Raw genomic sequence first — 21,738 nt, 5'->3', positions numbered from 1 at the left:
ATGGAATATATGTTCCATTCTATCGGGTGCTGACCCGGCACCCCCAAGGCTGGAACCGGCATGGCGTCTTCTGCGCAATCCCTCATCCAAACCCTTCCCAAGTCGCTGGATCTGATCGCCATCGGCCGATCCAGCGTCGACCTCTATGGCCAGCAGGTCGGCGGCCGGCTGGAGGATATGGCGTCCTTCGCCAAATACCTGGGCGGCAGTCCCACCAACACCGCGGCCGGCGGCGCCCGCCTGGGTCTGCGCACGGGCCTGGTCACCCGGGTGGGGGCGGACCACATGGGCCGCTTCATCCGGGAGGAGCTGGAGCGGGAAGGGGTGGACGTCACCGGCGTCGTCTCCGATCCCGACCGGCTGACCGCCCTGGTGGTCCTGGGCATCCGCGACCGTGAAAACTTCCCGCTGATCTTCTATCGCGAGAACTGCGCCGACATGGCGCTGGACGTGGTGGACCTCGACCGTGACTGGCTGCGCCATGCCGGGGCGGTGCTGATCAACGGCACCCACCTGTCCCAGCCCCAGGCCTTCGCCGCCAGCGTGGCGGCGGCGCGGCTGGTGAAGGAGAACGGCGGCCGTGTGGTGTTCGACATCGACTACCGCCCGGTGCTGTGGGGCTTGGCCGGCCGCGACCGGGGCGAAGACCGCTTCGTCGCCCATGAGGGCGTCACCAGCCGCCTGCGCGAGGCGCTGCCCCTGTGCGACCTGATCGTCGGCACGGAGGAGGAAATCCATATCCTGGGCGGCGTGACCGACACGCTGGCGGCGCTGGGCGCCATCCGCGCCCTGACCGGTGCCGTCATCGTCTGCAAGCAGGGGGCGGGAGGCTGCACCGCCTTCCCTGGCGCCATCCCGGCCAGCCTGGCGGACGGCATCGTGGTGCCCGGTTTCCCGGTGGAGGTGTTCAACGTCCTGGGCGCCGGCGACGCCTTCATGGCGGGCTTCCTGCGCGGTTGGCTGCGGGATGAGCCGCTGGAGCGCTGCTGCGCCTGGGGCAACGCCTGCGGCGCCATCGTCGTGTCCCGCCACGGCTGCGCACCGGCCATGCCCACCTGGCCGGAACTGGAATGGTTCCTGGCCCAGCCCAGCCTGCCCCACCGCCTGCGCGACAGCGCGGAACTGGAACACATCCATTGGGCCACCACCCGGCGGCATCGCTATGACGAGCTGACGGTGCTGGCCGTTGACCACCGCAGCCAGTTCGAGGATCTGGTGGGGGAGCTGGGCGCGGACCCGGCCCGCATCCCGGTGTTCAAGACCCTGGCCCTGCGGGCGGTTGAGACGGTGGCCGGCGGCGACGACCGTTTCGGCCTGCTGCTGGACGGCCGCTACGGCTTCGAGGCCCTGGCCAGCTCCGCCGACGATCCTTACTGGATCGGCCGCCCCATCGAGGAGCCCAAGTCCCGCCCGCTGGTGTTCGAAAGCTCCGCCGACGTGGCGACGGAACTGGCGGAATGGCCCCTGCACCATGTGGTCAAGTGCCTGGTCTTCTATCATCCGGACGATGCCGCCGACATGCGCGACCGGCAGGAGCGGCAGTTGCTGCGCCTGTTCGACGCCTGTCGCAAGACGCGGCATGAATTGCTTGTCGAGCTGATCGTGCCCGCCGGGTCGCCGGTCGACGCCATGACGGTGGCCCGCGCCATCCGCCGCCTGTACGTCCTGGGCATCAAGCCTGACTGGTGGAAGCTGGAGCCGGTGACCGACCCGGAGGCCTGGCGCAACATCGAGGGGGCGGTGCTGGAAAACGACCCCTATTGCCGGGGGGTGGTCTTGCTGGGCCTGTCGGCGCCGGAGGAGGAGCTGCTGGCCTCCTTCCAGGCGGCGGCCCCCTCCGGCATCGTCAAGGGCTTCGCCGTCGGGCGGACCATCTTCTATGATGCCGCGCGCGGCTGGCTTGCCAACCGGCTGGATGATGAACAGGTGGTGGCCATGATGGCGGGGAAGCTGAAAACCTTGGTGGACGCCTGGCGGCGGGCCCGCGCGGCCGTGGCCGGGGGACAAGGAAAGTGACCGTCGGGGGCCTGCGCCTGACGGCGGCCCAGGCGACGGTGCGCTATCTGGCGGCGCAATTGGTCGAGGGAACGGACGGGCGGCCGGTGCCCTATTTCGCCGGCTGCTGGGCGATCTTCGGCCACGGCAACGTGGCGGGGTTGGGCGAGGCCTTGCAGGCCAGTCAGGATGCCCTGCCCACCTACCGCGCCCACAACGAACAGGCCATGGCCCATGCCGCCATCGCCTTCGCCAAGCAGGCGCGCCGCCGGCGGGCCATGGTCTGCACCACCTCCATCGGGCCGGGCGCCACCAACATGGTGACGGCGGCGGCGCTGGCCCATGTCAACCGCCTGCCCGTTCTGTTCCTGCCGGGCGACGTCTACGCCAGCCGCCGGCCGGACCCGGTGCTGCAGCAGGTCGAGGATTTCAGCGACGGCACCGTGTCGGCCAACGACTGCTTCCGGCCGGTCTCGCGCTATTTCGATCGGCTGACACGGGCCGAGCAGATCCTGGATGCGCTGCCCAAGGCCATGGCGGTCCTGACCGATCCAGCGGCCTGCGGCCCCGTCACCCTGGCCTTCTGCCAGGATGTGCAGGCGGAGGCGTGTGAATATCCCGAGGACTTCTTCGCCCCCCGCCTGTGGCGTGTCCGCCGCCCGCCGGCCGACCCCTATGACCTGGCCGACTTGGTGGTTCGCATCCGGGGGGCGCGGCGTCCCCTGATCATCGCCGGCGGCGGCGTGCTGTACGCCGGGGCGGAAGCCCTGCTGGCCGACCTGGGCGCGGCCACCGGCATCCCCGTGGCGGAAACGCAGGCGGGCAAGGGGGCCTTGCCCTGGGATCATCCGTCCAACCTGGGCGCCGTGGGCGTCACGGGGACCGGCGTGGCCAACGCGGCGGCGGCCGAGGCGGACCTGATCATTGGCATAGGCACGCGCCTGCAGGATTTCACCACCGGATCCCGCGCCCTGTTCCAGGGGGCGGCGCGGACGCTGGTCCAGGTCAACGTCGCGGTCCATGACGCGGCCAAGCAGGGGGCTGTGGGTGTGGTGGGTGACGCCGGCGCCGTGCTGGCCGCCCTGGCGCCGCTGCTGGCCGGCTGGCGGGTGCCGGCGGACTGGACGCGGGCCCTGGCGGGCCCGGCGGCGGACTGGGATCGGGCGTGGCAGGCGGCAATGGCGGCCCCGGAGGGCAATGCCCTGCCCACGGATGCCCAGGTGCTGGGCGCCCTGTGGCGCCAGGCGGCGGAGGACGCGGTGGTGGTCTGCGCCGCCGGCGGCCTGCCGGGGGAATTGCACAAGCTGTGGCGCGTGCGGCGGCCGGGCGGTTACCATGTGGAATACGGCTATTCCTGCATGGGGTATGAGATCGCCGGCGGCCTGGGCGCGAAGATGGCGGAACCGGCGCGCGACGTCCACGTCGTGGTGGGCGACGGCAGCTATCTCATGATGAATTCCGAGATCGCCACGGCCGCCATGCTAGGCCTGAAGCTGACCATCACCGTGCTGGACAACCGCGGCTACGGCTGCATCAACCGCCTGCAGCGCGCCACCGGCGGGGCGCCCTTCAACAACCTGCTGGCGGATACGCGCCACGCGACCTTGCCGGCCATCGACCTCGCCGCCCATGCCGCCAGCCTGGGCGCCACGGCGCGCAAGGTCGCGGACATCGCCGCGCTGGAGGCCGCCCTGGCCGATGCGCGATCGGGCACGGGCGTGCACGTCATCGTTATCGACACCGACCCGGCCGCGTCCACCGCAGCCGGCGGCGCTTGGTGGGACGTGGCCGTGCCCGAGGTCTCCGACCGGGCATCCGTCCGCCAGGCCCGCGCGGCGTATGACGAGAAGACAAAAGATCAACGTTAGGGAGATCAGCCCCCATGTCCGTTAGCTCTGGATCCATCCGCTTCGGCGTCAGTCCTATCGCCTGGATCAACGACGATATGCCCGAGCTGGGCGGGGCGACGCCGGTGGAAACGGTGCTGGCCGACGCCCGCGCCATCGGGTTCAGCGGCATAGAGCTGGGCGGCAAGTTTCCCCGCGATCCGCAGGCGCTGAAGCCCCTGTTGGCCGCTCATGGCCTGGACCTGGTGGGCGGTTGGTACAGCGGCAACCTGCTGGCCCATGACGCGGCGGCCGAGATCGCCGCCTTGCAAGGGCACCTGGCCCTGCTGAAGGCCATGGGCAGCACCGTCTTCGTCCATGCCGAGACCAGCAACGCCATTCATGGCGACCGCGCCCGGCCGTTGGCCCGGACGCCCCGGCTGGACGCCGCCCAATGGGCCGTCTTCGGCCAGCGGCTGACCGAGGTCGCCGACTACATCGCGGGGCAGGGGCTGCGCTTCGCCTATCACCATCACCTGGGCACGGTGGTGGAGCGGCCGGACGACCTGGCCCGGTTCCTGGCCCACACCGGTTCGTCGGTGGGCCTGACGGTGGACACCGGCCACGCTGCCCTGGGCGGCATCGACGCGGTGGACGTTATCCGCGCCCATCCCGGCCGCGTGGCCCATGTCCATTGCAAGGACGTGCGCCAGCCGGTGTTCCAGGCCCTGCTGGACCGCGGCGGCAGCTTCCTGGACGGCGTGCTGGACGGCATGTTCACCGTGCCCGGCGACGGCCGCCTGGACTATGCCGCCGTCATGCGCGCCCTGGCCGACATCGGCTATGGCGGTTGGGTCATCATCGAGGCGGAACAGGACCCCGCCAAGGCCGATCCGCGCCGGTACGGCGAGATGGGGCTGCGCCACCTGCGGCAGGCGGCGGCGGGCGCCGGCCTGACGGTGGCGTCATGAGCGCGTCGCCCTTGCTGGTGCGCTCCCAGGCGCCCGGTGCCGATGGCCGCGTGCTGGAGGTGACGCCGGAAAGCGCCGGCTGGACCCATGTCGGTTTCCGCCTGCACCGGCTGGCGCCGGGCCAGGCCCTGGACGGGGTGGAACCGGGGCGCGAGGCCTGCCTGGTGGTGCTGTCCGGCACGGCGCGGGTGACGGCGGGGGGCCAGGATCTGGGCCCACTCGGCGGCCGCGCCAGCGTGTTCGAGGACAAGGCGCCGGGTGCGGTCTACATGCCGGCGGGCCAGGCCTATCGCGTGGTGGCGACGGACGCCGTCGAGTTGGCCGTCTGCACTGCGCCGGGCCGGGCCGGCGCCCAGGCTCGCGTCATCGCGGCCGATGAGATGCCACGCGAGGTGCGGGGCCAGGGCACGAACACCCGCCATGTCCGCAATATCCTGCCGGAAGGCAAGCCGGCCGACAGCCTGTTGGTGGTGGAGGTCATCACCCCCGGCGGCCACTGGTCCAGCTATCCGCCGCACAAGCACGACACGGCCGAGGCGGGGCGGGAGACGGCGCTGGAGGAAACCTATTACCACCGCCTGAATCCACCCCAGGGCTTCGCCTTCCAGCGCGTTTACACCGATGATCGCAGCCTGGATGAGACCATCTGCGTGCAGGACGGCGATGTCGTCATGGTTCCCCGGGGATACCACCCGGTGGGGGCACCCCATGGCTACGACCTCTATTACCTCAACGTGATGGCGGGGCCGGAGCGGCGCTGGATATTCCGCAACGACCCCGCACACGACTGGATCATGCGCCGCTGACGTCCATTGCCCTCGCCAAATTTATCCATTTTATCTATTTTAGATAAAAGGAGCGAGGCCATGAAAGTAACATCGAGCGAATTCCAGCAGCATGTCGGGCGGTACCAGGACGCCGCGCAACAGGCTCCGGTGGCGATCACCAAGAATGGCCGGACCCATACGGTGCTGGTGTCGGCAGCGTTCTTTGAGATGGTGATGAAGGGGCGGGTTGCCCGTAAGGTCGAGGATCTGGATGCGGACACCCTCAAGGCCATCGCCGATAGCGCCGTGCCCGCCGAATTCGATCATCTCGACAAGCTTCTTGAAGACTGACCTTCATGAGCCTACCGACGCCGCGGCCGGGCCTTGTCACTCCCTACGCGTATCTATGCCCTACGCGTATCTATGGGAGCGGGAACACCGCCGGGGTGCGGAAGAGGGCCGGAAAGATCGGCCCTGCGCCATCGTCGCCGCCCGCTTCCGTTCCGTCATTGAAGGTCTAAGCGGATCACCCGGTCCCAACCGTCCATGGCCTCGCCCGCCGGTGCCGGCAGGGTCAGCTCGATCCCTTCGGGCCGGGCCTGGACCGGCACAGTGCCGCCGTCGCGCAGCAGGGTCGCCTTGCGCACCGCCTGGGTCAGCGGCAGGAACAAGGGCCCGTCCTTCCAGTCCAGCACATGGACGTAGACGCGGCCCGGCGCCTGGGTGGTCACGCCCCAGGGGCGTGGGGCCACGGGGCCACCCCGGGTCTGGTAGACGCTTTCACCATAGCGCTTCAGCCATTGCCCCATGTCCTTCAGCGTCTGCACGTTCTCCGGCTGCAGCTCGCCATTGGGCATGGGGCCGGTGTTCAACAGGAAGTTGGCGTCGCGTCCGGCGGCGCTGACCAGGCTGCGCACCAGTGTCGCCGTCGACTTGTACTGGTCGTCGATCAGGTTGAAGCCCCAGGAGCCGTTCATGGTCTCAGCCATTTCCAGGGGCAGATCGCTGATGCCGGCCTTGTTGAAGCCCATGCTGTTCTCGCCCGGCAAATCGCGCTCGAACATCTGGAAATCCTCACCGGGGAAGGGCGCCTGGTGGTGGTTGTTGCCGATCAGGGCGGCCGGCTGCAGGCTGTGGATCAGGCGATAGGTCTCCTCCAGGCGCCAGCGGTCGCGGTAGGCCGTGTCCTTCTGGTCCCACCAGCCGTCGAACCAGATGCCGCCGATGGGGCCGTAGTGGGTCAGCAGCTCCCGCAACTGCGCCTGTTCGAAATCGATGTAGCGGTCCCAGTCGCCGCCGGCTGGCCGTTCCGACGCGTGCCCCGTCGTGCCCTGCGGGAAGTAGTCTGGATGGTGCCAGTCCAGCTGGGAATAATAGAAGAACAACTTCAGCCCGGCCTTGTGGCAGGCGGCGGCCAACTCGGCCAGCGGGTCGCGGCGGAAGGGTGTGGCGTCGACGACGTTGTAGGGGCTGGCCTTGCTGGCGAACATGGCGAAGCCCTCATGGTGCTTCGACGTGATGACGACATAGCGGGCCCCGGCCGCCTTGAAGGTCCGCGCCCAGGCGTCGGCGTCGAAGGCCGTGGGGTTGAAGAACCTGGCCAGGCGTTCATAGTGAACGGCGGGGATCTGGTTCTCATCCATGATCCATTCCGCGATGCCCATCTTGCCGGCGCCACCCAGTTCGCTGTACAGGCCCCAGTGCAAAAAGACGCCGAAGCGGGCGTCCTGGAACCACTGCCGGGCGGCCAGATTCTCCGCCGTCGGCGTGTACCCTTGGGCTGCGGCGGGCGGGGCGTCCGCCTTTGCGCCAGCGCCGAGCGTCAGCATGGTGGCAAGTGCTGTGCCCGCCAAGGCGGCGGCGAGACGGCGGCGGATGACGGCCATGGCTGGGGGCTTCCCTAGTCGTATGATGACGGCGTTTTAATAATTATATTCCCATTTAACGACATTTGGAAATTATTTTCCACACCTTCGCCGCAAGCGGAGAATCGCGAGTTGGGCCGAGGGTGGAATGTCGGCCGCCCTGCGGAACCGGCCGGCGCACCCCAAGGGTTTCGCCCCGGCCGGGCCTTTGCACCGGCAAGTGGCGATGACCCCGAAGAGGGGTGGGAAAGGCGCCCTCTGGTGCGCCCTGTGAAACGGCACCTTGCGGTTTGATCGTCTCATCAGCCGATGCGTCCGTATAGCTTGCCGCAGTGATCCGAACGATTCCAATATCTTCGCCGACGGTTTCCCTCATATCTCTGAATTTGGGTTCCACACGGATCTAAGCTTGGAATGAAATTTTTAGATCAAAAATAATGAAAATAGAAAAAATGAATTGACTTGGGTGCCGGCCAGGCGTTCCTGTGTAGGTAGAACGGCGCGCTGAACCACCCCTTCCCCAGAGACCGAAAGCCTTGGGGAAACCGGCCGCCGCTCCACTAAATCGGGGAGCAAGACATGGGCCTGGGCAAATTCAGGGCTGGCCTTCTGGCGGGATCGACGGTGATGGCGTTCTCGCTGCCGGCCATGGCAGGTAGCATCACCGGCACGATCGTGGACCCGGGCACGGGCAAGCCGCTGGCCGCCACGGCCATCACCATTCCCGGCACGTCATATTCCACCGCTTCGGGTGAGGATGGCACCTTCACCCTGGCCAACGTGCCTGAGGGCACCTACACGGTGACGGCCTCCCGCGCCGGCCTTCACACCAGTTCGACCCGCGTGACCGTGCCCAAGGACGGCGCCGTGACCGTCAGCTTCGAGGCCTACACCGCTGCGCTGGAAGAGATCATCGTCGCCGCCAACCGCTACCAGGCCTCCAGCCTGCAGATGAACGCCAGCAACACGGTCGACGTCATGTCGGCGGCGGACCTGGAACACACGGCGGTGCACAACGTGGCCGAGGCGCTGGGCCTGCTGCCCGGCGTGAACGTCATGAACACGGGCCAGTCCTTCGTGGGCGGCATCGACGGCGCCTCGCGCGGCGAGGGCATGTTCACCTCCATCCGCGGCCTGAACGGTGAATACAACGTCAACCTGATCAACGGCGTCAACGTCGCCCAGGGCATGCCCTACAGCCGCGAGGTGCAGTTGAGCCTGCTGCCGCCGTCCGGCCTGAACACGATTGTCGTCAACAAGACGTCCAAGGCCGACATGGACGGCGACGCCATCGGCGGCACCGTCGATTTCCGCACGCCCACGGCCTTCGACTACAACCAGCCGCTGATGTTCAGCTTCACGGCCAGCGGCCGGTTGGAGACGCGGGCGGAGGACTACAACAAGAACAGCCTGGGCTACGGCCTGGCGGGTGAGGCGGCGGGCAAGTTCGGCCGCGACAACCAGTTCGGCGTCTATGTCAGCGCCTATTACGACATCCGCCACTACGCCAACAGCGAAATGGGCGCGGTGATGGAGTCCACCTGTTGCGACAACGCCTGGGCCTTCGCCGTGGCCAACGCCGACGGCAGCAACCCCAGCAACCTGGACCCGTCCAAGAATTTGGAGACCACCGGTTTCAATGCCGGCGTCTCCTCCGGCTATACCGAGCGCTATGGCGGCAACGTCTCGCTGGACTGGCGGCCGGACGACACCACCAGCGCCTATTTCCGCCTGGGCTACGCCGTGGCGCAGACGGAACAGAACAGCACGCTGAGCCAGCTGGTCGGCATGAACGTGACCTACGACCAGATCGGCAGCACGGGCCTGTACCACCCCAACATCCAGTACCTGTCCACGCGCCTGTGGTACGAGACCAACCCGGAATATTCCGATCTGGCGACCGCCCAGCTGGGCGGGGAGAAGAAGTGGGGCAACTGGACCCTCAGCCCCAGCGTGTTCCTGAGCTGGGGTGACAACGACCGCCCCAACCACATCGAAATCTCCACCCGTTCCACCCAGAACGACGGCAACGGCTTCGCTTACGGCAACAACGTCTTGGCGACATATGTGAACGACCTGCCCTATCCCCTGGTCGGCTCGCAGATCATCTCGCAGCTGGGCAACGTCGCCAGCCTGCCGGCCCGCGATCGGGGCGAACTGACGGAGCAGTACAGCGGCCAGGTGCGGGGCGGCGCCAAGCTGGACACCCGCTACGATGTGGATGCCGGCCCGCTGGAATACATCAAGTTCGGCGTGAAGTATCAGGACAGCGAGCGCCAAGTGACCAACCGCGACTGGTACAACGGCAACTTCACCGACGGCCGTACCTTTGGCTCACTGGGCATCATCAACGGCAACTATTCCGCGGTCTATCCCGGCGTCTACAACTGGCCGGTGCCGGTCATCGACCAGGCCGCCCTGTTCCGCCTGTACAACACCTATTCCAGCCCCAGCAACCTGGACAGCTGCAGCAGCCTCTACGTCAACAACTGGAACTGCAACACGCAGAAGGGCACCGAGGCGGTGACGGCGGCCTACGTCATGGCCAACCTGAAGTTCAACGACCTGGAGGTCATCCCCGGCTTCCGCTTCGAACACACGGCCATCCACAACACCTTCTGGGTGACGCCGCACGATGCCGACGGCAATGAGCTGGCGGGCCACTGGGGCTATAACGGCACCCATTACAACGAGCCGCTGCCCAGCATCTTCGCCAACTACCGGCCCGACGACAATTCGGTCTACCGCGCGGCCATCTGGACCAGCTACACTCGTCCGCCCTTCGTGCAGCTGGGTGGCGGGTCGCAGACCAGCATTTCCAACGGCGTCACCACCATCACCGAGGGCAACCCCAACCTCAAGGCCATCACCGCCGTCAACTACGACGTCTCCGGCCAGTGGGACAGCGGCCATGGTGGCACCCTGGTGGTGGCGGGCTACGCCAAGCAGCTGTCCAACTACATTTACGACAACGGCAGCACCTATTCGAACCCCGCCGTCACCAACAGCAACTCCGTGATCTTCCATCATCCCACCAACGGTGGGGACGGTCAGGTCTACGGGGTCGAATTGTCCGCCCGGCAGAAGTTCCAGGACATGCCGGCGCCGTTCGACGGTTTCGGCATCGGCGCCAACCTCACGCGGCAGTGGACCTCGGTCGATACCAAGGCCGCCGGGCTGGATCCGAACGAGCGCATCCAGAACGCCCCGGAATGGATGGCCAATATCGAGGCCTTCTATGAAAAGGACGGCTTCACCCTGGACCTGATCTACCACTACACCGGCGCCTATGTGGCCCAGTACGACTACCTGGGCCTGGGCAGCAGCTGGGATGACCTGTGGGTCCGTTCGTCCCAGCGGGTGGATCTGCACGCCGGCTATGACTTCGGCTCCGGCGTGCGGGCCGACCTGTCGGTGGCCAACCTGTTCGACGACGTCTCCTACTGGTCGCACATCGGCAAGGAGAGCCTGGCCATCTCCGACGTGGTGGAGACGGGCCGGACCATCCTGGTCAGCATGAAGTACAGCTACTGATCCTGCTCTGTGATGAAAGGTCCTGGTGGCGGTCACCAGGACCTTTCCCTATTCTGCCGGGGTGAGGCTGGTGGAACCGGCCCGCCCCTTTACGGGCCCCAGACATGGGACGTGGATGCCTAGACGCCGAGATGTGCTGAAAATGGCCGTGGCCGGTGCCGGCCTGGGCCTGGCGGGGCCGCTTCGGGCCGCCCCCTCCCAGGCTTCAAGACGGCCGGCACCCGCCGCCCGTGGCTATGCCAGCCCGGCGGTGGAGGCGGTGATCAGTGATGCCCGCGCCGCCATCGCCGATCCCGAACTCTACTGGTTGTTCCAGAACTGCTATCCCAACACCCTGGATACCACGGTGTCCTTGGGCATTCTGGACGGCGGGCCCGACGCCTTCGTCATCACCGGCGACATTCCCTGCCTGTGGCTGCGCGACAGTGCCGCGCAGGTGTGGCCCTACCTGCCGCTGGCGCGGCGGGACGCGGCCCTGCGGCTGCTGTATCAGGGCCTGATCCGCCGGCAGGCGCGTTGCATCCTGATCGATCCCTACGCCAACGCCTTCAGCCGCGACGCCGGTGCCGCCACGCCGTTAGGCTGGGCCGTCCAGGACATGACGGAGATGAAGCCCGGCGTGGCGGAGCGGAAGTGGGAAGTGGACAGCCTGTGTCACGTCATCCGCCTGTCCCACGGCTATTGGCGGGCGACGGGCGACACCGCCCCCTTCGACACCGCCTGGCGCCAGGCCATGCGGCTGGTGGTGCGCACGCTCCGTGAGCAGCAGCGACTGGATGGCCCAGGCCCCTATCGCTTCCAGCGCGCCAGTGAGACGCCCAGCGACACGCTGCCCCTGGACGGTTACGGCGCGCCCACGGCCAAGGTCGGCCTGATCCATTCCATGTTCCGGCCGTCCGATGACGCCTGCGTCCTGCCCTTCCTCATTCCGGCCAACCTGTTCGCCGTCGCCAGCCTGCGTCAGCTGGCCGACATGGCGCAGGCCATCCATGGCGACGCGGATCTGGCCACGGACTGCCGTGGCCTGGCCGACACCGTGGCGGCGGCGCTGGTTCGCCACGGCCGCGTGGGGGACGGCGGGGGCCAGGACGTCTGGGCCTATGAGGTTGACGGTTTCGGCAACGCCCTGTTCCTGGACGACGCCAACGTGCCCAGCCTGCTCAGCCTGCCCTATCTCGGCTGCTGTGATGCGGGCGATCCCCTGTACCGCCGTACCCGGCAATGGGTGTTGAGCGGCCGCAACCCCTATTTTTTCCGGGGCGAAGCGGCGGAGGGCGTGGGCGGGCCGCATGTGGGCCTGGGCATGATCTGGCCCATGTCCCTGATCGTGCGGGCGCTGACCAGCGACGACGACGCGGAGATACGCCGGTGCCTGGTGTGGCTGAAGACCACGCACGCCGGCACCGGATTCATGCACGAGGCTTTCGGCCAGGACGACCCCGGCCGTTTCACCCGACCCTGGTTCGCCTGGGCCAACAGCCTGTTCGGCGAACTGATCCTGGATCTGATGGCGCGCAAGCCGGCGCTGCTGCGCCAGCCTTTGACCTGAACGGCGATGATGATGGAGGGCCTTCCCATGATGACACGGCGTGACCTGTTGACCGGTGTGGCCGCCGCGGCCCTGGTGCCGCTGGCGGGCGGTTCGGGTGCCGTGTTCGCCGGCACCGGCCAAAAAGCCGGGGCGGGCTTCTGCCGGTATGTCGATCCCTTCATCGGCACCGGCGGCCATGGCCACACCTACCCCGGCGCCACGGTGCCCTTCGGCATGGTGCAGCTGAGCCCGGACACCAACACCGCCGGCTGGGACGCGTGCTCCGGCTATCACATCCAGGATCCCACCATCCTGGGCTTTTCCCACACCCATCTCAGCGGCACCGGCGTGGGCGACATGCTGGACGTGCTGGTGGTGCCCCGGGTGGGGCCTGTCCGCCTGGACCCCGGCACACCGGAGAACCCGGAAGAGGGCTACCGCGCCCGCTTCGACCATGCGGATGAGCAGGCCACACCCGGCTATTACCGCGTGCGCCTGAAGGACAGCGGCATCGAGGCGGAGCTGACGGCCACGGCGCGGGCGGGGCTGCACCGCTACCGCTTCCCCCAGACGGCGGGCGCCCACCTGCTGATCGATTTCGCCCACGGCTTCCAGGATCCCGCCGGCTCCGTCACCCGCGTCACCGGCGCCTCGCTGCGCGTGGTGGGCAAGGACACACTGGTGGGCGGGCGCCACGTCCATCAATGGGGGCAGGGGCGGGTCATCTATTTCGCCCTGAAGCTGTCGCGGCCCTTCGCTGGCGCGCGGCTGTACAGCAACGACCACGCGATGCCCGAGGGCGCGGTGGAGGTGGAGGGCGCCGCGCTGAAATGCGTGCTGGACCTGCCCGACGCCAGCGCCGCGCCGCTGCTGGTCAAGGTGGGGCTGTCGGCCGTGGACATCGACGGCGCCTTGCGCAACCTGGACGCGGAAATTCCCGGCTGGGATTTCGACGGCGTGCGCGCCGCCGCCGTGGCGGCGTGGGAGGCGGAGCTGGGCCGCCTGGCGGTCACCAAGCGCGGCGACGCCGCCGACCTCAAGATCTTCTACACCGCCCTTTACCATGCCCTGCTGGCGCCCACGCTTTTCAGCGACGTGGACGGCCGCTACCGCGCCATGGACAGCACGGTGCGCCAGTTGCCGGCGGGGGCCAACAACTACTCCACATATTCGCTGTGGGACACCTATCGCGCCCTGCACCCGCTGTTCACCCTGGCTCAGCCGCCTAGCCGGGTGGGCGACATCGTCGGCGGGCTGGTGCGCATGGCGGAGGAAAGCCCCGCCGGCCCACCCGTGTGGCCCCTGCAGGGTACCGAGACGGGCTGCATGATCGGCTGGCATTCCGCCGTGGTTGTGGCCGAGGCGGCGGCCAAGGACATTCCCGGCGTCGATTACAAGGCCGCCTGGCCCATTTTCCGCAAGCAGGCCTTCCAGGGCCAGACCAGCGGCCTGCCCGAATACCGGCGCCTGGGCTACATCCCCAGCGACAGTGTGGAGGAGGCGGTCAGCAAGACGCTGGAATACGCCTATGATGACTGGGCCATCGCGCGCCTGGGCGATGCCGTCGGGGCGGCGGAGGACGCCAGCGCGCTCCGTAAGCGCTCGCTGAACTACCGCAACCTGTTCGACCGCGACATGACCTTCATGCGGCCGCGTTTCACCGATGGCAGTTGGGCCCAGCCCTTCGACCCGCGCGGCATGGGCCATAGCCGCAAATGGCGCGACTTCACCGAAAGCAATGCCTGGCAGGCCACCTTCCTGAATCAGCACGACATCTATGGCTACATGGAATTGTTCGGCGGCCCGGCGGCGTTCGAGCGCAAGCTGGATGAACTGTTCACCACCAGTTCCGACCTGCCGGACGACGCGCCGCCGGACATCGCCGGCCTGGTGGGCCAGTACGCCCATGGCAATGAGCCCAGCCACCACATCGCCTATCTCTACGCCTACACCGGCGCCCATCATAAGACCCAGGCGCGGGTGCGCAGCCTGCTGAAGACCATGTACCGGGCGGACCCGGACGGTCTGGCCGGCAACGAGGATTGCGGCCAGATGAGCGCCTGGTACCTGATGAGCGCGCTGGGCCTGTACGCCGTCGATCCCGTCACCCCCATCTATGTTTTCGGCTCCCCCTTGTTCGACCGGGTGGATGTGTCGGTGGGGGAGGGCCGGACCCTGACCATCGAGGCGGCGGGCAACGCCCCGGACAGCCCCTACATCCAGTCGGTCACCTGGCAGGGCAAGCCGTACACCCGGACCTGGATCCGGCATGCCGACCTGATACAGGGCGGTCGCCTGGTCTTCACCCTGGGCCCGAAGCCCAACCCCCGCTTCGGTGCGGCGGTGGAGGACCGGCCGCCATCCTTCACCGCCACACGGGTTTAGGTCTTTAAACGCTTCCGCAGGCATGGCATCATTAATTTAATTCAGTTTCATTAATGATAAGCCATGCCGGGGAGCCCAGCCGATGTCCCGCCCGTTCCTGCCGTCGCGCCGTGCCGTCCTGGCGACCGGTGCCGCCTCCAGCGCGCTGTCCCTGGTGGGCGCCTCGGCAGGGCAGGTGCCGGCGCCGCAGCCCTGGGGGGCGGTACCGACGGCACGGCAGCTGGCCTGGCATGAAATGGCGGCCTACGCCTTCGTCCATTTCAGCATCAACACCTTCACCGATCGGGAATGGGGCTATGGCGATGAATTGCCGGCCCTGTTCAACCCCACGGACTTCAGCGCCGACCAGATCGCCGGGGCCGCCAAGGCGGCGGGTCTGACGGGCCTGATCCTGACCGCCAAGCACCACGACGGCTTCTGTCTCTGGCCCACGCGGTATACCGAGCACTGCATCCGCAACAGCCCCTACAAGAACGGGCAGGGTGACATCGTGGGGGAGATGGCGGCCGCCTGCCGGCGGGCCGGCCTACGGTTCGGCCTCTACCTTTCCCCCTGGGATCGCAACCACGCGGAGTATGGCCGACCCGCCTACATCACCTATTACCGCAACCAGCTGCGTGAGCTGCTGACGGGCTACGGCCCCCTGTTCGAGATGTGGTTCGATGGTGCCAACGGGGGCGACGGCTATTACGGCGGGGCACGGGAAAAGCGCTCCATCGACGCCGAGAGCTATTACGACTGGACCAACACCTGGGCCCTGGTGCGGCAATACCAGCCGGACGCCGTCATCTGGGGTAATTGGGGCAGTGACGCCCATGGGCCCTGGGGTGCCGATGCGCGCTGGGTGGGCAATGAGGAAGGGTATGCCGGCGACCCTTGCCGCGCGACGGTGGGCGATACCCCCTACACCCAGGAGATTGGGGAGCATGGTGTGCGCGGGGGAACGCACTGGCGCCCGGCGGAGGTGGACGTTTCCCTGCGGCCCGGCTGGTTCTGGCACGCGCGCGAGGATGCCGACGTGAAATCGGTGGGACGTCTGACACGGATCTATTTCGAGTCCGTGGGCCGGGGCGCCAACCTGATCCTGAACCTGCCCCCTGACCGGCGTGGCCGCATCCCGGACCATGACGCCAGCGTGCTGAAAGGCTGGGGCGATCTGCTGCGCGCCGCCTTCGGCAGGGACCTGGCCCAGGGGGCGGTAGTCCAGGCGAATGCCGTACGCGGACCCGGCTTCGACCCCGGCAACGTCCTGGACGGGCGGGCGGACAGCTATTGGGCGCCGCCGGATGCCGCCCGCGCAGCCGACATGACATTGGAATGGCCCCAGGCGCGCACCTTCAACGTTGTGCGCCTGCGCGAATATCTGCCGCTGGGCCAGCGGATCGGCGCCTTCACGCTGGAGGTCTGGGACGGCGGGCAGGGCAGTTGGGCGGAACTCGCCCGCCACACCGCCATCGGCAGCCAGCGCCTGGTGCGCCTGCCCGCCCCGGTCAGCACTACCCGGTTGCGCTTGCGCATCCTGGATGCGGACGCTTGCCCGGCCATCCGCGAGGTGGCGCTGTTCCGTCTGCCCGACCTGGTGGAGGAGCCGGGCATCCGCCGCGACCGCCGTGGCCTGGTCGCGCTGTCCAGCGATATTCCGGGCGCCATCCTGCACTACACCATCGATGGCGAGGTTCCCACCCTGCGCTCCCCCCTCTACCAGGATGCTTTCCCCTTGCCGAACGGCGGTATCGTCCAGGCCATTTGCCACCTGCCGCGCACCGGTGCCAGCAGCGGCGTCGCCATGCGCCGGTTCGACGTGTCCAAGGCGGATTGGCGGGTGGTGTCGGCCACGGCGCCGGGGGCCGAGGCGATCATCGATGAGGACCCCGGCAGCCTGTGGGTCACCGGCGGGCGCGACTTGCCCCATGAGGTCGTGGTGGATTTGGGGGCCATGCGCCCGCTGAAGGGCATCACCCTGCTGCCGGCGGGCCAGCGCCCCCCGGGGGTTGGCGCGCCGGGCGACTATCGCCTCCAGGTCAGCGCCGATGGCAAAACCTGGGGGCCGGCGATGGCGGGGGAGTTCGCCAACATCGCTGCCAACACGGGTGAGCAGCGCGTGATGTTCCCGGAGGTGCGCACCGGTCGCTTCCTGCGGTTGGAAATCACCCGGGCCGCGGGGGGCGAGGGCCAGGTGGCCTTCGCCGAGTTGGGTGTCGTGACCCGCTGACGAACTCAGGGCCGGGGGATCAGCCAGGCCTCGGCCACCTGGTGCCCCCGTCCGCTGCCGCCCAAACCTGGCGGTCGCGTCCATTCCAGATCCAGCCGGCCGTCGCGGATGGCGGCAGGGGGAATGTCGAACTCCAGGGTCGCCGGATTGGCCGGCCGGGGCAGGGCCGCATGGATCTCGATGGTGCCGTTGGCCGTCAGGCGCATGGGCAAGGCATAATCCTCGCCCGCGTAGGTGACGCGCAGGGTGTAGCGGCGCGCCGGATCCAGGTGCCGGTAGCGCAGATGGATGGGCCGCTCATACAGTGTCTCGGCGTAGGTGACCCAGGACAGGCGCCAGCCGTCATCCGGCGTCCGGTCGGCGATGCCGTCGATGGCGCTGTCGTACAGTTCCGGATCCTGGCTATAGGCCTTGCCCCGCACCAGGTGCGGCTCATGCCCCGGGTCCCCCAGGTCATCGTACAGGCTGCCGGGTACCGGCTGCCGCCAGGTGATGATTTCGGCCAGGCGCGCCTGGCGCGCCGTCTCATCCGGCAGTTCGGCGATTTCCGCGAACCGCCGCGTCAGCCAGACGCGGTCGTTCAGGCCCGTATCCACCCGATCCAGGTTGGCGCCCCGCTCTATGCCTGAGGCTCCGTAGCGGGCGACGCTCAGCTGCAGCCCCACATGCGCGTAGAGGCGGCCCGCCAAGTCGAACAGCTGTTCGCGCAGGCGCCCCGTTTCGGCATCGTCCGGCTGGGATAGGGCGGCGGTCGCGGCGGCCATGGCGTCCCGGCTGTCGCGGGTGGGAGTTTGGGCCAGGATATCCAGGGCCTGCGCCTCGCGCCGCGCTTCCGCCTTGGCCCGCGCCTGGGCGTAGGCATCGTAGGTGGCGCGATAGAGCAGGGATTTGAAGCGCCAATTGTCCCTCAGGTCAGGCTGGTCCTTCAGCCCCTGGAAGGCCCACAGCGTGGCGGCGATGCCGCTGTTGACCGAGATGGGCCCCATCCAGTTGCGCTCCAGCGCCGGGATCAGGGCGGCCAGCCGGTCCCCCTCGCGGGCGCCCAGGAAATAGCGGGCGTAGTCACGCAGCGCCTCGTCCGGCCGTGTGGCGCTGCTCCAGCCCAGGCGCGTCCACAGCACCTTGTTGACGTCGTCGTTCACCCCTTCCGAATAGGTCACGAACCCGGCCGTCAGGCCGGCGAAGTGGCGGAAGATGAGTGTTTCGTCCCGGGGGCGGGGGTTGATGGGCTCCCGTCCCTCCAGCAGGGCGAAGGCCGGATCCCAGTGCGGCACGGGGAATTGGGCGTGCAGGGTGTGGCCGATGTCGGGATAAAACTGGATGGGATAGCGCCGGGGAATGCGGGCGCGCTGCACGGACAGCGGGTCGCGCGACTGCGGTCCGAAGAACACGCCGGTCAGCCAGGCCGGGCGTCGGGCCAGCAGACGGTAAAAAGCCTCATACTGTGCCCGGTCGAAGCCCTGGGCCGACACCCACAGCTGGGCGCCGGGGTGGTGGCGGCGCAGGATGCGCGCCTGTCTTTCCAGCAGGGGGAACAGCAGGTCCGGCGGCGTGTGGCCCGGATCGCCGCCCGGGACATAGACGGCGTGCAGGTGGGGGAAGCGCCGCACCAGATCCTCGAACGCCGCCAGCTCCGCCGCCACGGTGGCCGGATCGGCATAGTCCTGGCGCAGCTCTGGATAGAAAAGGTCGCAATCCAGCCCGTATTTGTCCACCAAGCGGGCGACGCCCAGGGTGGTCTCCAGGGCCGGGGCCGGGAACAGGGGGCTGCTGGGCGCATCGTCCGACGCCGGGGCGATCAACTGGACGGCGTTGGCGCCGAACACCGCCAGGTCGCGGATCTGCTGCTCGAATTGCGGCAGTGTCCAGGCGTCGTAGGTGTTGTTCTTGTAGCGATAGCCGATCTGGTGGCCACGCACCGGCTGGCCCGGGCTGGTAGACAGGTTCAGCGGTTGGTCCAGGGCGACGTGGCCCGGGGTCATCGACAGGGTGCGCAGCAGGTGCCCGATGCCGAACAGCACGCCCCGGCTGTCGTTGCCGGCGATCGTCAGCACGGTCTGCTGCCCCTGCAGTCGGGTCGTGAGGCGATAGCCTTCCGGTTTGCCGACCGCATGCGTGATGACGATGCGGGCCGGCACGTCAGGCGCCACCGACACCTGGCGCCAGGCAATGCCGGTGCGCTTGCGTACCTCATCCACCAGCATGTCGACGGCGGCGGCCTCCGGCCCCTCGACCCCGGGGGCCACGACCACGGCCGCCGACAAGTCCAGGGGAGATGCGGCCTCTGCGATGGGTGACACGGCGGCGGCCATGGCGGTCATGACCACCGCGGCCCAGTGCCGAGGGGGCAGCATTACAGCGTGCGTTCCCACAGTCGGGCGGCGCCGCGCACGCCGGAGGAATCACCCCATCGGGCCGGGACCAGTTTCGCTTCCCAGACATCGGTGAAGAGATAGGGCCGGATGGCGCCGGCCAGCCGGTCATAGATTTCGGTGACGTTGGACAGGCCGCCGCCGAAGACGAAGACGTCCGGATCGACGATATTGCTGACCAAGGCCAAGCCGCGGCCAAGCCGGTCGATGAAGCGATCAAAGGCCGCGACGGCATCCGGCTCGTGGCGGCGCATGCTTTGGATGATGGTCTCGGCATCCATCTTGCGGCCGGTGACCGCCTTGAACTCCCGGCTCAAGCCCGTGCCCGACACCCAGGTTTCCAGGCACCCCTTGTTGCCGCACCAGCAATCGGGCGCCGGCACCTCGTCGGCTTTGGGCCAGGGCAGGGAGACGTGGCCCAATTCCCCGGCCAGACCGTTGGCGCCCTCGATCAGGCGACCGTCGATCACCAGGCCGCTGCCGCACCCGGTGCCGAGGATCACGGCGAAGGCGATGCGCGCGCCGGCGGCGGCGCCGTCCACAGCCTCGGACAGGGCCAGGCAGTTGGCGTCATTGGCGACCCTGACTTCACGGCCCAGAGCGGCGGCGACATCGCTGTGAAAGATGCGGCCGTTCAGCCAAACCGAATTGGCATTGCGCATGAGGCCGGTCTGCGGGGAAATCGAGCCTGGAACGCCGATCCCCACGGTGCCCTGCGTCCCCGCTTCCGCCTCCACTCTATGGATCAGGCGGCAGATGGTGGCGATGGCGGCGTCATAGCTGCCGGGATTGGGTTCGCGCAGCCGTGACAGGAAACGGCCGTTGAGATCCAGGGCAGCGGCCTCGATCTTCGTGCCGCCAAAATCGACCCCGATTTGAATCATGCGTAAGCCCTCTCGCAGGCCGGCTGGTAACGGATGGATGGGGAGCGCGTAAGCAGGCCCTTGCCCTTATTCCAGGCCTTTCGAGTATGTCCCTGAAAGGACCATACTCATTAAAAAGGCAAAATGAAATAATTAATGCGGTCAGTCGGTCGCCGTTTTCATCAGCGTGGTCCGCGTGGGTAACAGGCGGTCGTTGAAGGGCAGCAACGCCGCCCCGACCGCCGGCGCGTCAACGGCCGTGGCGGCGCGGCGGACGGGCACGATGACGGGGATGGCGCCCGAATGGGTCCACAGCCGGTCGTTGATCAACTGCGCCAGCCGGTCGATCAGCGGGGCCGGCAGGCGCCCGCCGAAGAACACCGCCTCGGGATTCACCAGGCAACTGACCGCCACGATGGGCATGGTCAGCAGTTCGGCCGCCAGGTCCAGCCAGTCGTTCAGCAACTGCTGCCCGACGGCGTCCATCTCCAGCAGTTGCTCCGGTCGCGTGACGGTGCGCCCGCGCGCGGCGAGATAGGCGCACAGGGCCGATAGCGACACCGCTTCCTCCAGGGTTCTGGCCGACGTGCGGGGGGAGACGATGGGCAGGAACCCCAGCTCGCCGCTTCGGCCTTGGGCGCCCCTGAAATACTGGCCGTCGATGACAATTCCGCCACCCAGGCCTTGGTTGATCAGCACGTAGAAGAAGCTGGGGTCGTGCAGGCCGTGGCCGAACTGCAGTTCCCCCAATGCCGCCGCCGCCGCGTCGTTTTCCATGAAAACGGGCAGGGGCAGAATGGTGGTGAACAGGCCGGGAATGTCGGCCGTGCTCCAGGCCTCGAAGCTTTTCGGCCGGTTGGGCAGGTTCACCCGGCCCAAATCGTCGGGCAGGGATACGCCGACGCCGATGATGCGGTTGCGGGGAAAGGCCTGGCTTCGCACCAGGTCCTCCACCTGCGCCTTGAAGAAGGCGGCGACGGCCTCGGGCAGGGGGAACTCAACCTCCAGCACGGCGCGGTGCCGTACCTGGCCCAGCAGATCCAGGACCACCAGGGTCACATGGTCACGGTCGACATTGACGCCGATGGCGAAACAACCATCCGGGTTGATGGCCAGGCGCATGGCCGGCTGGCCCCGCGTGCCCTGCAGGCGGCCCACCTCAAGGATGAGACTTTCGTTCAGCAGCCGCCGGGTGATGTTGGCGATGGCTGGTGGGGTGAGCCCGGTGATCCGCCCCAGATCAGCCCGGGTCAGGGGCCCGCTCACACGGATGGCCTGCAGCATGACCCGCTGGTTGTGATCGCCGGCGCGTTCCAAATTCGTACCGGAAAGGCTGGCCCCCAAGGTGCGATGAAACTCGGACTGCGTGTGGCCGAAGGGCGGCTGCATGGGGCCGGGTCCCTTGTGAAAATTAATT

The 21,738-nt window shown here is 68.0% G+C and carries 13 protein-coding genes; 9 read left to right on the top strand and 4 right to left on the bottom strand.

The window, feature by feature from the left end:
• Positions 1 to 60: 60 nt before the first annotated feature.
• Genes UAA55_RS07100 through UAA55_RS07080 form a run of 5 tightly spaced genes read left to right on the top strand, consistent with a single transcriptional unit; the run spans position 61 to position 5,910 of the window.
• Entirely contained in the window at positions 61 to 2,016 is a 1,956-nt protein-coding gene (locus tag UAA55_RS07100; protein ID WP_322951985.1) for a bifunctional 5-dehydro-2-deoxygluconokinase/5-dehydro-2-deoxyphosphogluconate aldolase, read from the top strand.
• Positions 2,013 to 3,863, top strand: a complete 1,851-nt coding sequence (iolD, locus tag UAA55_RS07095) for a 3D-(3,5/4)-trihydroxycyclohexane-1,2-dione acylhydrolase (decyclizing) (protein WP_322951984.1) — start codon at positions 2,013 to 2,015, stop codon at positions 3,861 to 3,863. The genes UAA55_RS07100 and iolD overlap by 4 nt, the downstream gene beginning before the upstream one ends.
• Before the next feature lie 14 nt (positions 3,864 to 3,877).
• Positions 3,878 to 4,792 (top strand): myo-inosose-2 dehydratase, encoded by a 915-nt coding sequence (gene iolE / locus UAA55_RS07090; protein ID WP_322951983.1) that lies wholly within the window; start codon positions 3,878 to 3,880, stop codon positions 4,790 to 4,792.
• A complete protein-coding gene (gene iolB / locus UAA55_RS07085; protein WP_322951982.1) occupies positions 4,789 to 5,598 on the top strand; it encodes a 5-deoxy-glucuronate isomerase in 810 nt (269 codons plus the stop codon). Before iolE ends, iolB begins: the two co-directional genes overlap by 4 nt.
• Positions 5,599 to 5,658: 60 nt before the next feature.
• The gene (locus UAA55_RS07080; protein ID WP_145611851.1) at positions 5,659 to 5,910 is read left to right on the top strand and encodes a type II toxin-antitoxin system Phd/YefM family antitoxin; all 252 of its coding nucleotides are present in this window, start codon (positions 5,659 to 5,661) and stop codon (positions 5,908 to 5,910) included.
• Positions 5,911 to 6,065: 155 nt separating this feature from the next.
• On the opposite strand, the gene UAA55_RS07075 is transcribed toward UAA55_RS07080, so the two are convergent.
• On the bottom strand, positions 6,066 to 7,445 hold the full coding sequence (locus tag UAA55_RS07075; protein ID WP_322951981.1) for an alpha-L-fucosidase: 1,380 nt from the start codon (positions 7,443 to 7,445) through the stop codon (positions 6,066 to 6,068).
• Positions 7,446 to 8,003: 558 nt separating this feature from the next.
• On the opposite strand from UAA55_RS07075, the gene UAA55_RS07070 reads away from it, so the two are divergent.
• The 4 genes from UAA55_RS07070 (at position 8,004) to UAA55_RS07055 (ending at position 17,086) form a co-directional block, all read left to right on the top strand.
• The gene (locus tag UAA55_RS07070) at positions 8,004 to 10,958 is read left to right on the top strand and encodes a TonB-dependent receptor (RefSeq protein WP_322951980.1); all 2,955 of its coding nucleotides are present in this window, start codon (positions 8,004 to 8,006) and stop codon (positions 10,956 to 10,958) included.
• Positions 10,959 to 11,073: 115 nt separating this feature from the next.
• The gene (locus tag UAA55_RS07065) at positions 11,074 to 12,507 is read left to right on the top strand and encodes a glycoside hydrolase family 125 protein (protein ID WP_322951979.1); all 1,434 of its coding nucleotides are present in this window, start codon (positions 11,074 to 11,076) and stop codon (positions 12,505 to 12,507) included.
• A gap of 27 nt (positions 12,508 to 12,534) precedes the next feature.
• A complete protein-coding gene (locus tag UAA55_RS07060; RefSeq protein WP_322951978.1) occupies positions 12,535 to 14,874 on the top strand; it encodes a GH92 family glycosyl hydrolase in 2,340 nt (779 codons plus the stop codon).
• Between the two features lie 82 nt (positions 14,875 to 14,956).
• Complete coding sequence (locus UAA55_RS07055) at positions 14,957 to 17,086, top strand: alpha-L-fucosidase (RefSeq protein ID WP_322951977.1); 2,130 nt, start codon at positions 14,957 to 14,959, stop codon at positions 17,084 to 17,086.
• A gap of 5 nt (positions 17,087 to 17,091) precedes the next feature.
• Here UAA55_RS07055 and UAA55_RS07050 read toward each other — a convergent pair whose 3' ends face one another.
• The 3 genes from UAA55_RS07050 to UAA55_RS07040 form a co-directional block, all read right to left on the bottom strand.
• Positions 17,092 to 19,440 (bottom strand): hypothetical protein, encoded by a 2,349-nt coding sequence (locus UAA55_RS07050; protein WP_322951976.1) that lies wholly within the window; start codon positions 19,438 to 19,440, stop codon positions 17,092 to 17,094.
• The gene (locus tag UAA55_RS07045; protein ID WP_322951975.1) at positions 19,440 to 20,342 is read right to left on the bottom strand and encodes an ROK family protein; all 903 of its coding nucleotides are present in this window, start codon (positions 20,340 to 20,342) and stop codon (positions 19,440 to 19,442) included. Before UAA55_RS07045 ends, UAA55_RS07050 begins: the two co-directional genes overlap by 1 nt.
• 141 nt (positions 20,343 to 20,483) lie before the next feature.
• Complete coding sequence (locus UAA55_RS07040; RefSeq protein WP_322951974.1) at positions 20,484 to 21,710, bottom strand: ROK family transcriptional regulator; 1,227 nt, start codon at positions 21,708 to 21,710, stop codon at positions 20,484 to 20,486.
• Between the last annotated feature and the right edge of the window lie 28 nt (positions 21,711 to 21,738).

The sequence above is a fragment of the Nitrospirillum guanabarense genome (assembly GCF_034653355.1).
Lineage (GTDB): Bacteria > Pseudomonadota > Alphaproteobacteria > Azospirillales > Azospirillaceae > Nitrospirillum.
The sequence above is the reverse complement of the archived record's forward strand: the minus strand, read 5'-3'. Positions and strand labels throughout refer to the sequence as shown.

Bases quoted from the DNA above. Each gene is read 5' to 3' on its own strand.
- UAA55_RS07100 (WP_322951985.1), top strand. From the start codon at position 61: ATGGCGTCTTCTGCGCAATCCCTCATCCAAACCCTTCCCAAGTCGCTG.
- iolE (WP_322951983.1), top strand. From the start codon at position 3,878: ATGTCCGTTAGCTCTGGATCCATCCGCTTCGGCGTCAGTCCTATCGCC.
- iolB (WP_322951982.1), top strand. From the start codon at position 4,789: ATGAGCGCGTCGCCCTTGCTGGTGCGCTCCCAGGCGCCCGGTGCCGAT.
- UAA55_RS07080 (WP_145611851.1), top strand. From the start codon at position 5,659: ATGAAAGTAACATCGAGCGAATTCCAGCAGCATGTCGGGCGGTACCAG.
- UAA55_RS07075 (WP_322951981.1), bottom strand. From the start codon at position 7,445: ATGGCCGTCATCCGCCGCCGTCTCGCCGCCGCCTTGGCGGGCACAGCA.
- UAA55_RS07070 (WP_322951980.1), top strand. From the start codon at position 8,004: ATGGGCCTGGGCAAATTCAGGGCTGGCCTTCTGGCGGGATCGACGGTG.
- UAA55_RS07065 (WP_322951979.1), top strand. From the start codon at position 11,074: ATGCCTAGACGCCGAGATGTGCTGAAAATGGCCGTGGCCGGTGCCGGC.
- UAA55_RS07060 (WP_322951978.1), top strand. From the start codon at position 12,535: ATGATGACACGGCGTGACCTGTTGACCGGTGTGGCCGCCGCGGCCCTG.
- UAA55_RS07055 (WP_322951977.1), top strand. From the start codon at position 14,957: ATGTCCCGCCCGTTCCTGCCGTCGCGCCGTGCCGTCCTGGCGACCGGT.
- UAA55_RS07050 (WP_322951976.1), bottom strand. From the start codon at position 19,440: ATGCTGCCCCCTCGGCACTGGGCCGCGGTGGTCATGACCGCCATGGCC.
- UAA55_RS07045 (WP_322951975.1), bottom strand. From the start codon at position 20,342: ATGATTCAAATCGGGGTCGATTTTGGCGGCACGAAGATCGAGGCCGCT.
- UAA55_RS07040 (WP_322951974.1), bottom strand. From the start codon at position 21,710: ATGCAGCCGCCCTTCGGCCACACGCAGTCCGAGTTTCATCGCACCTTG.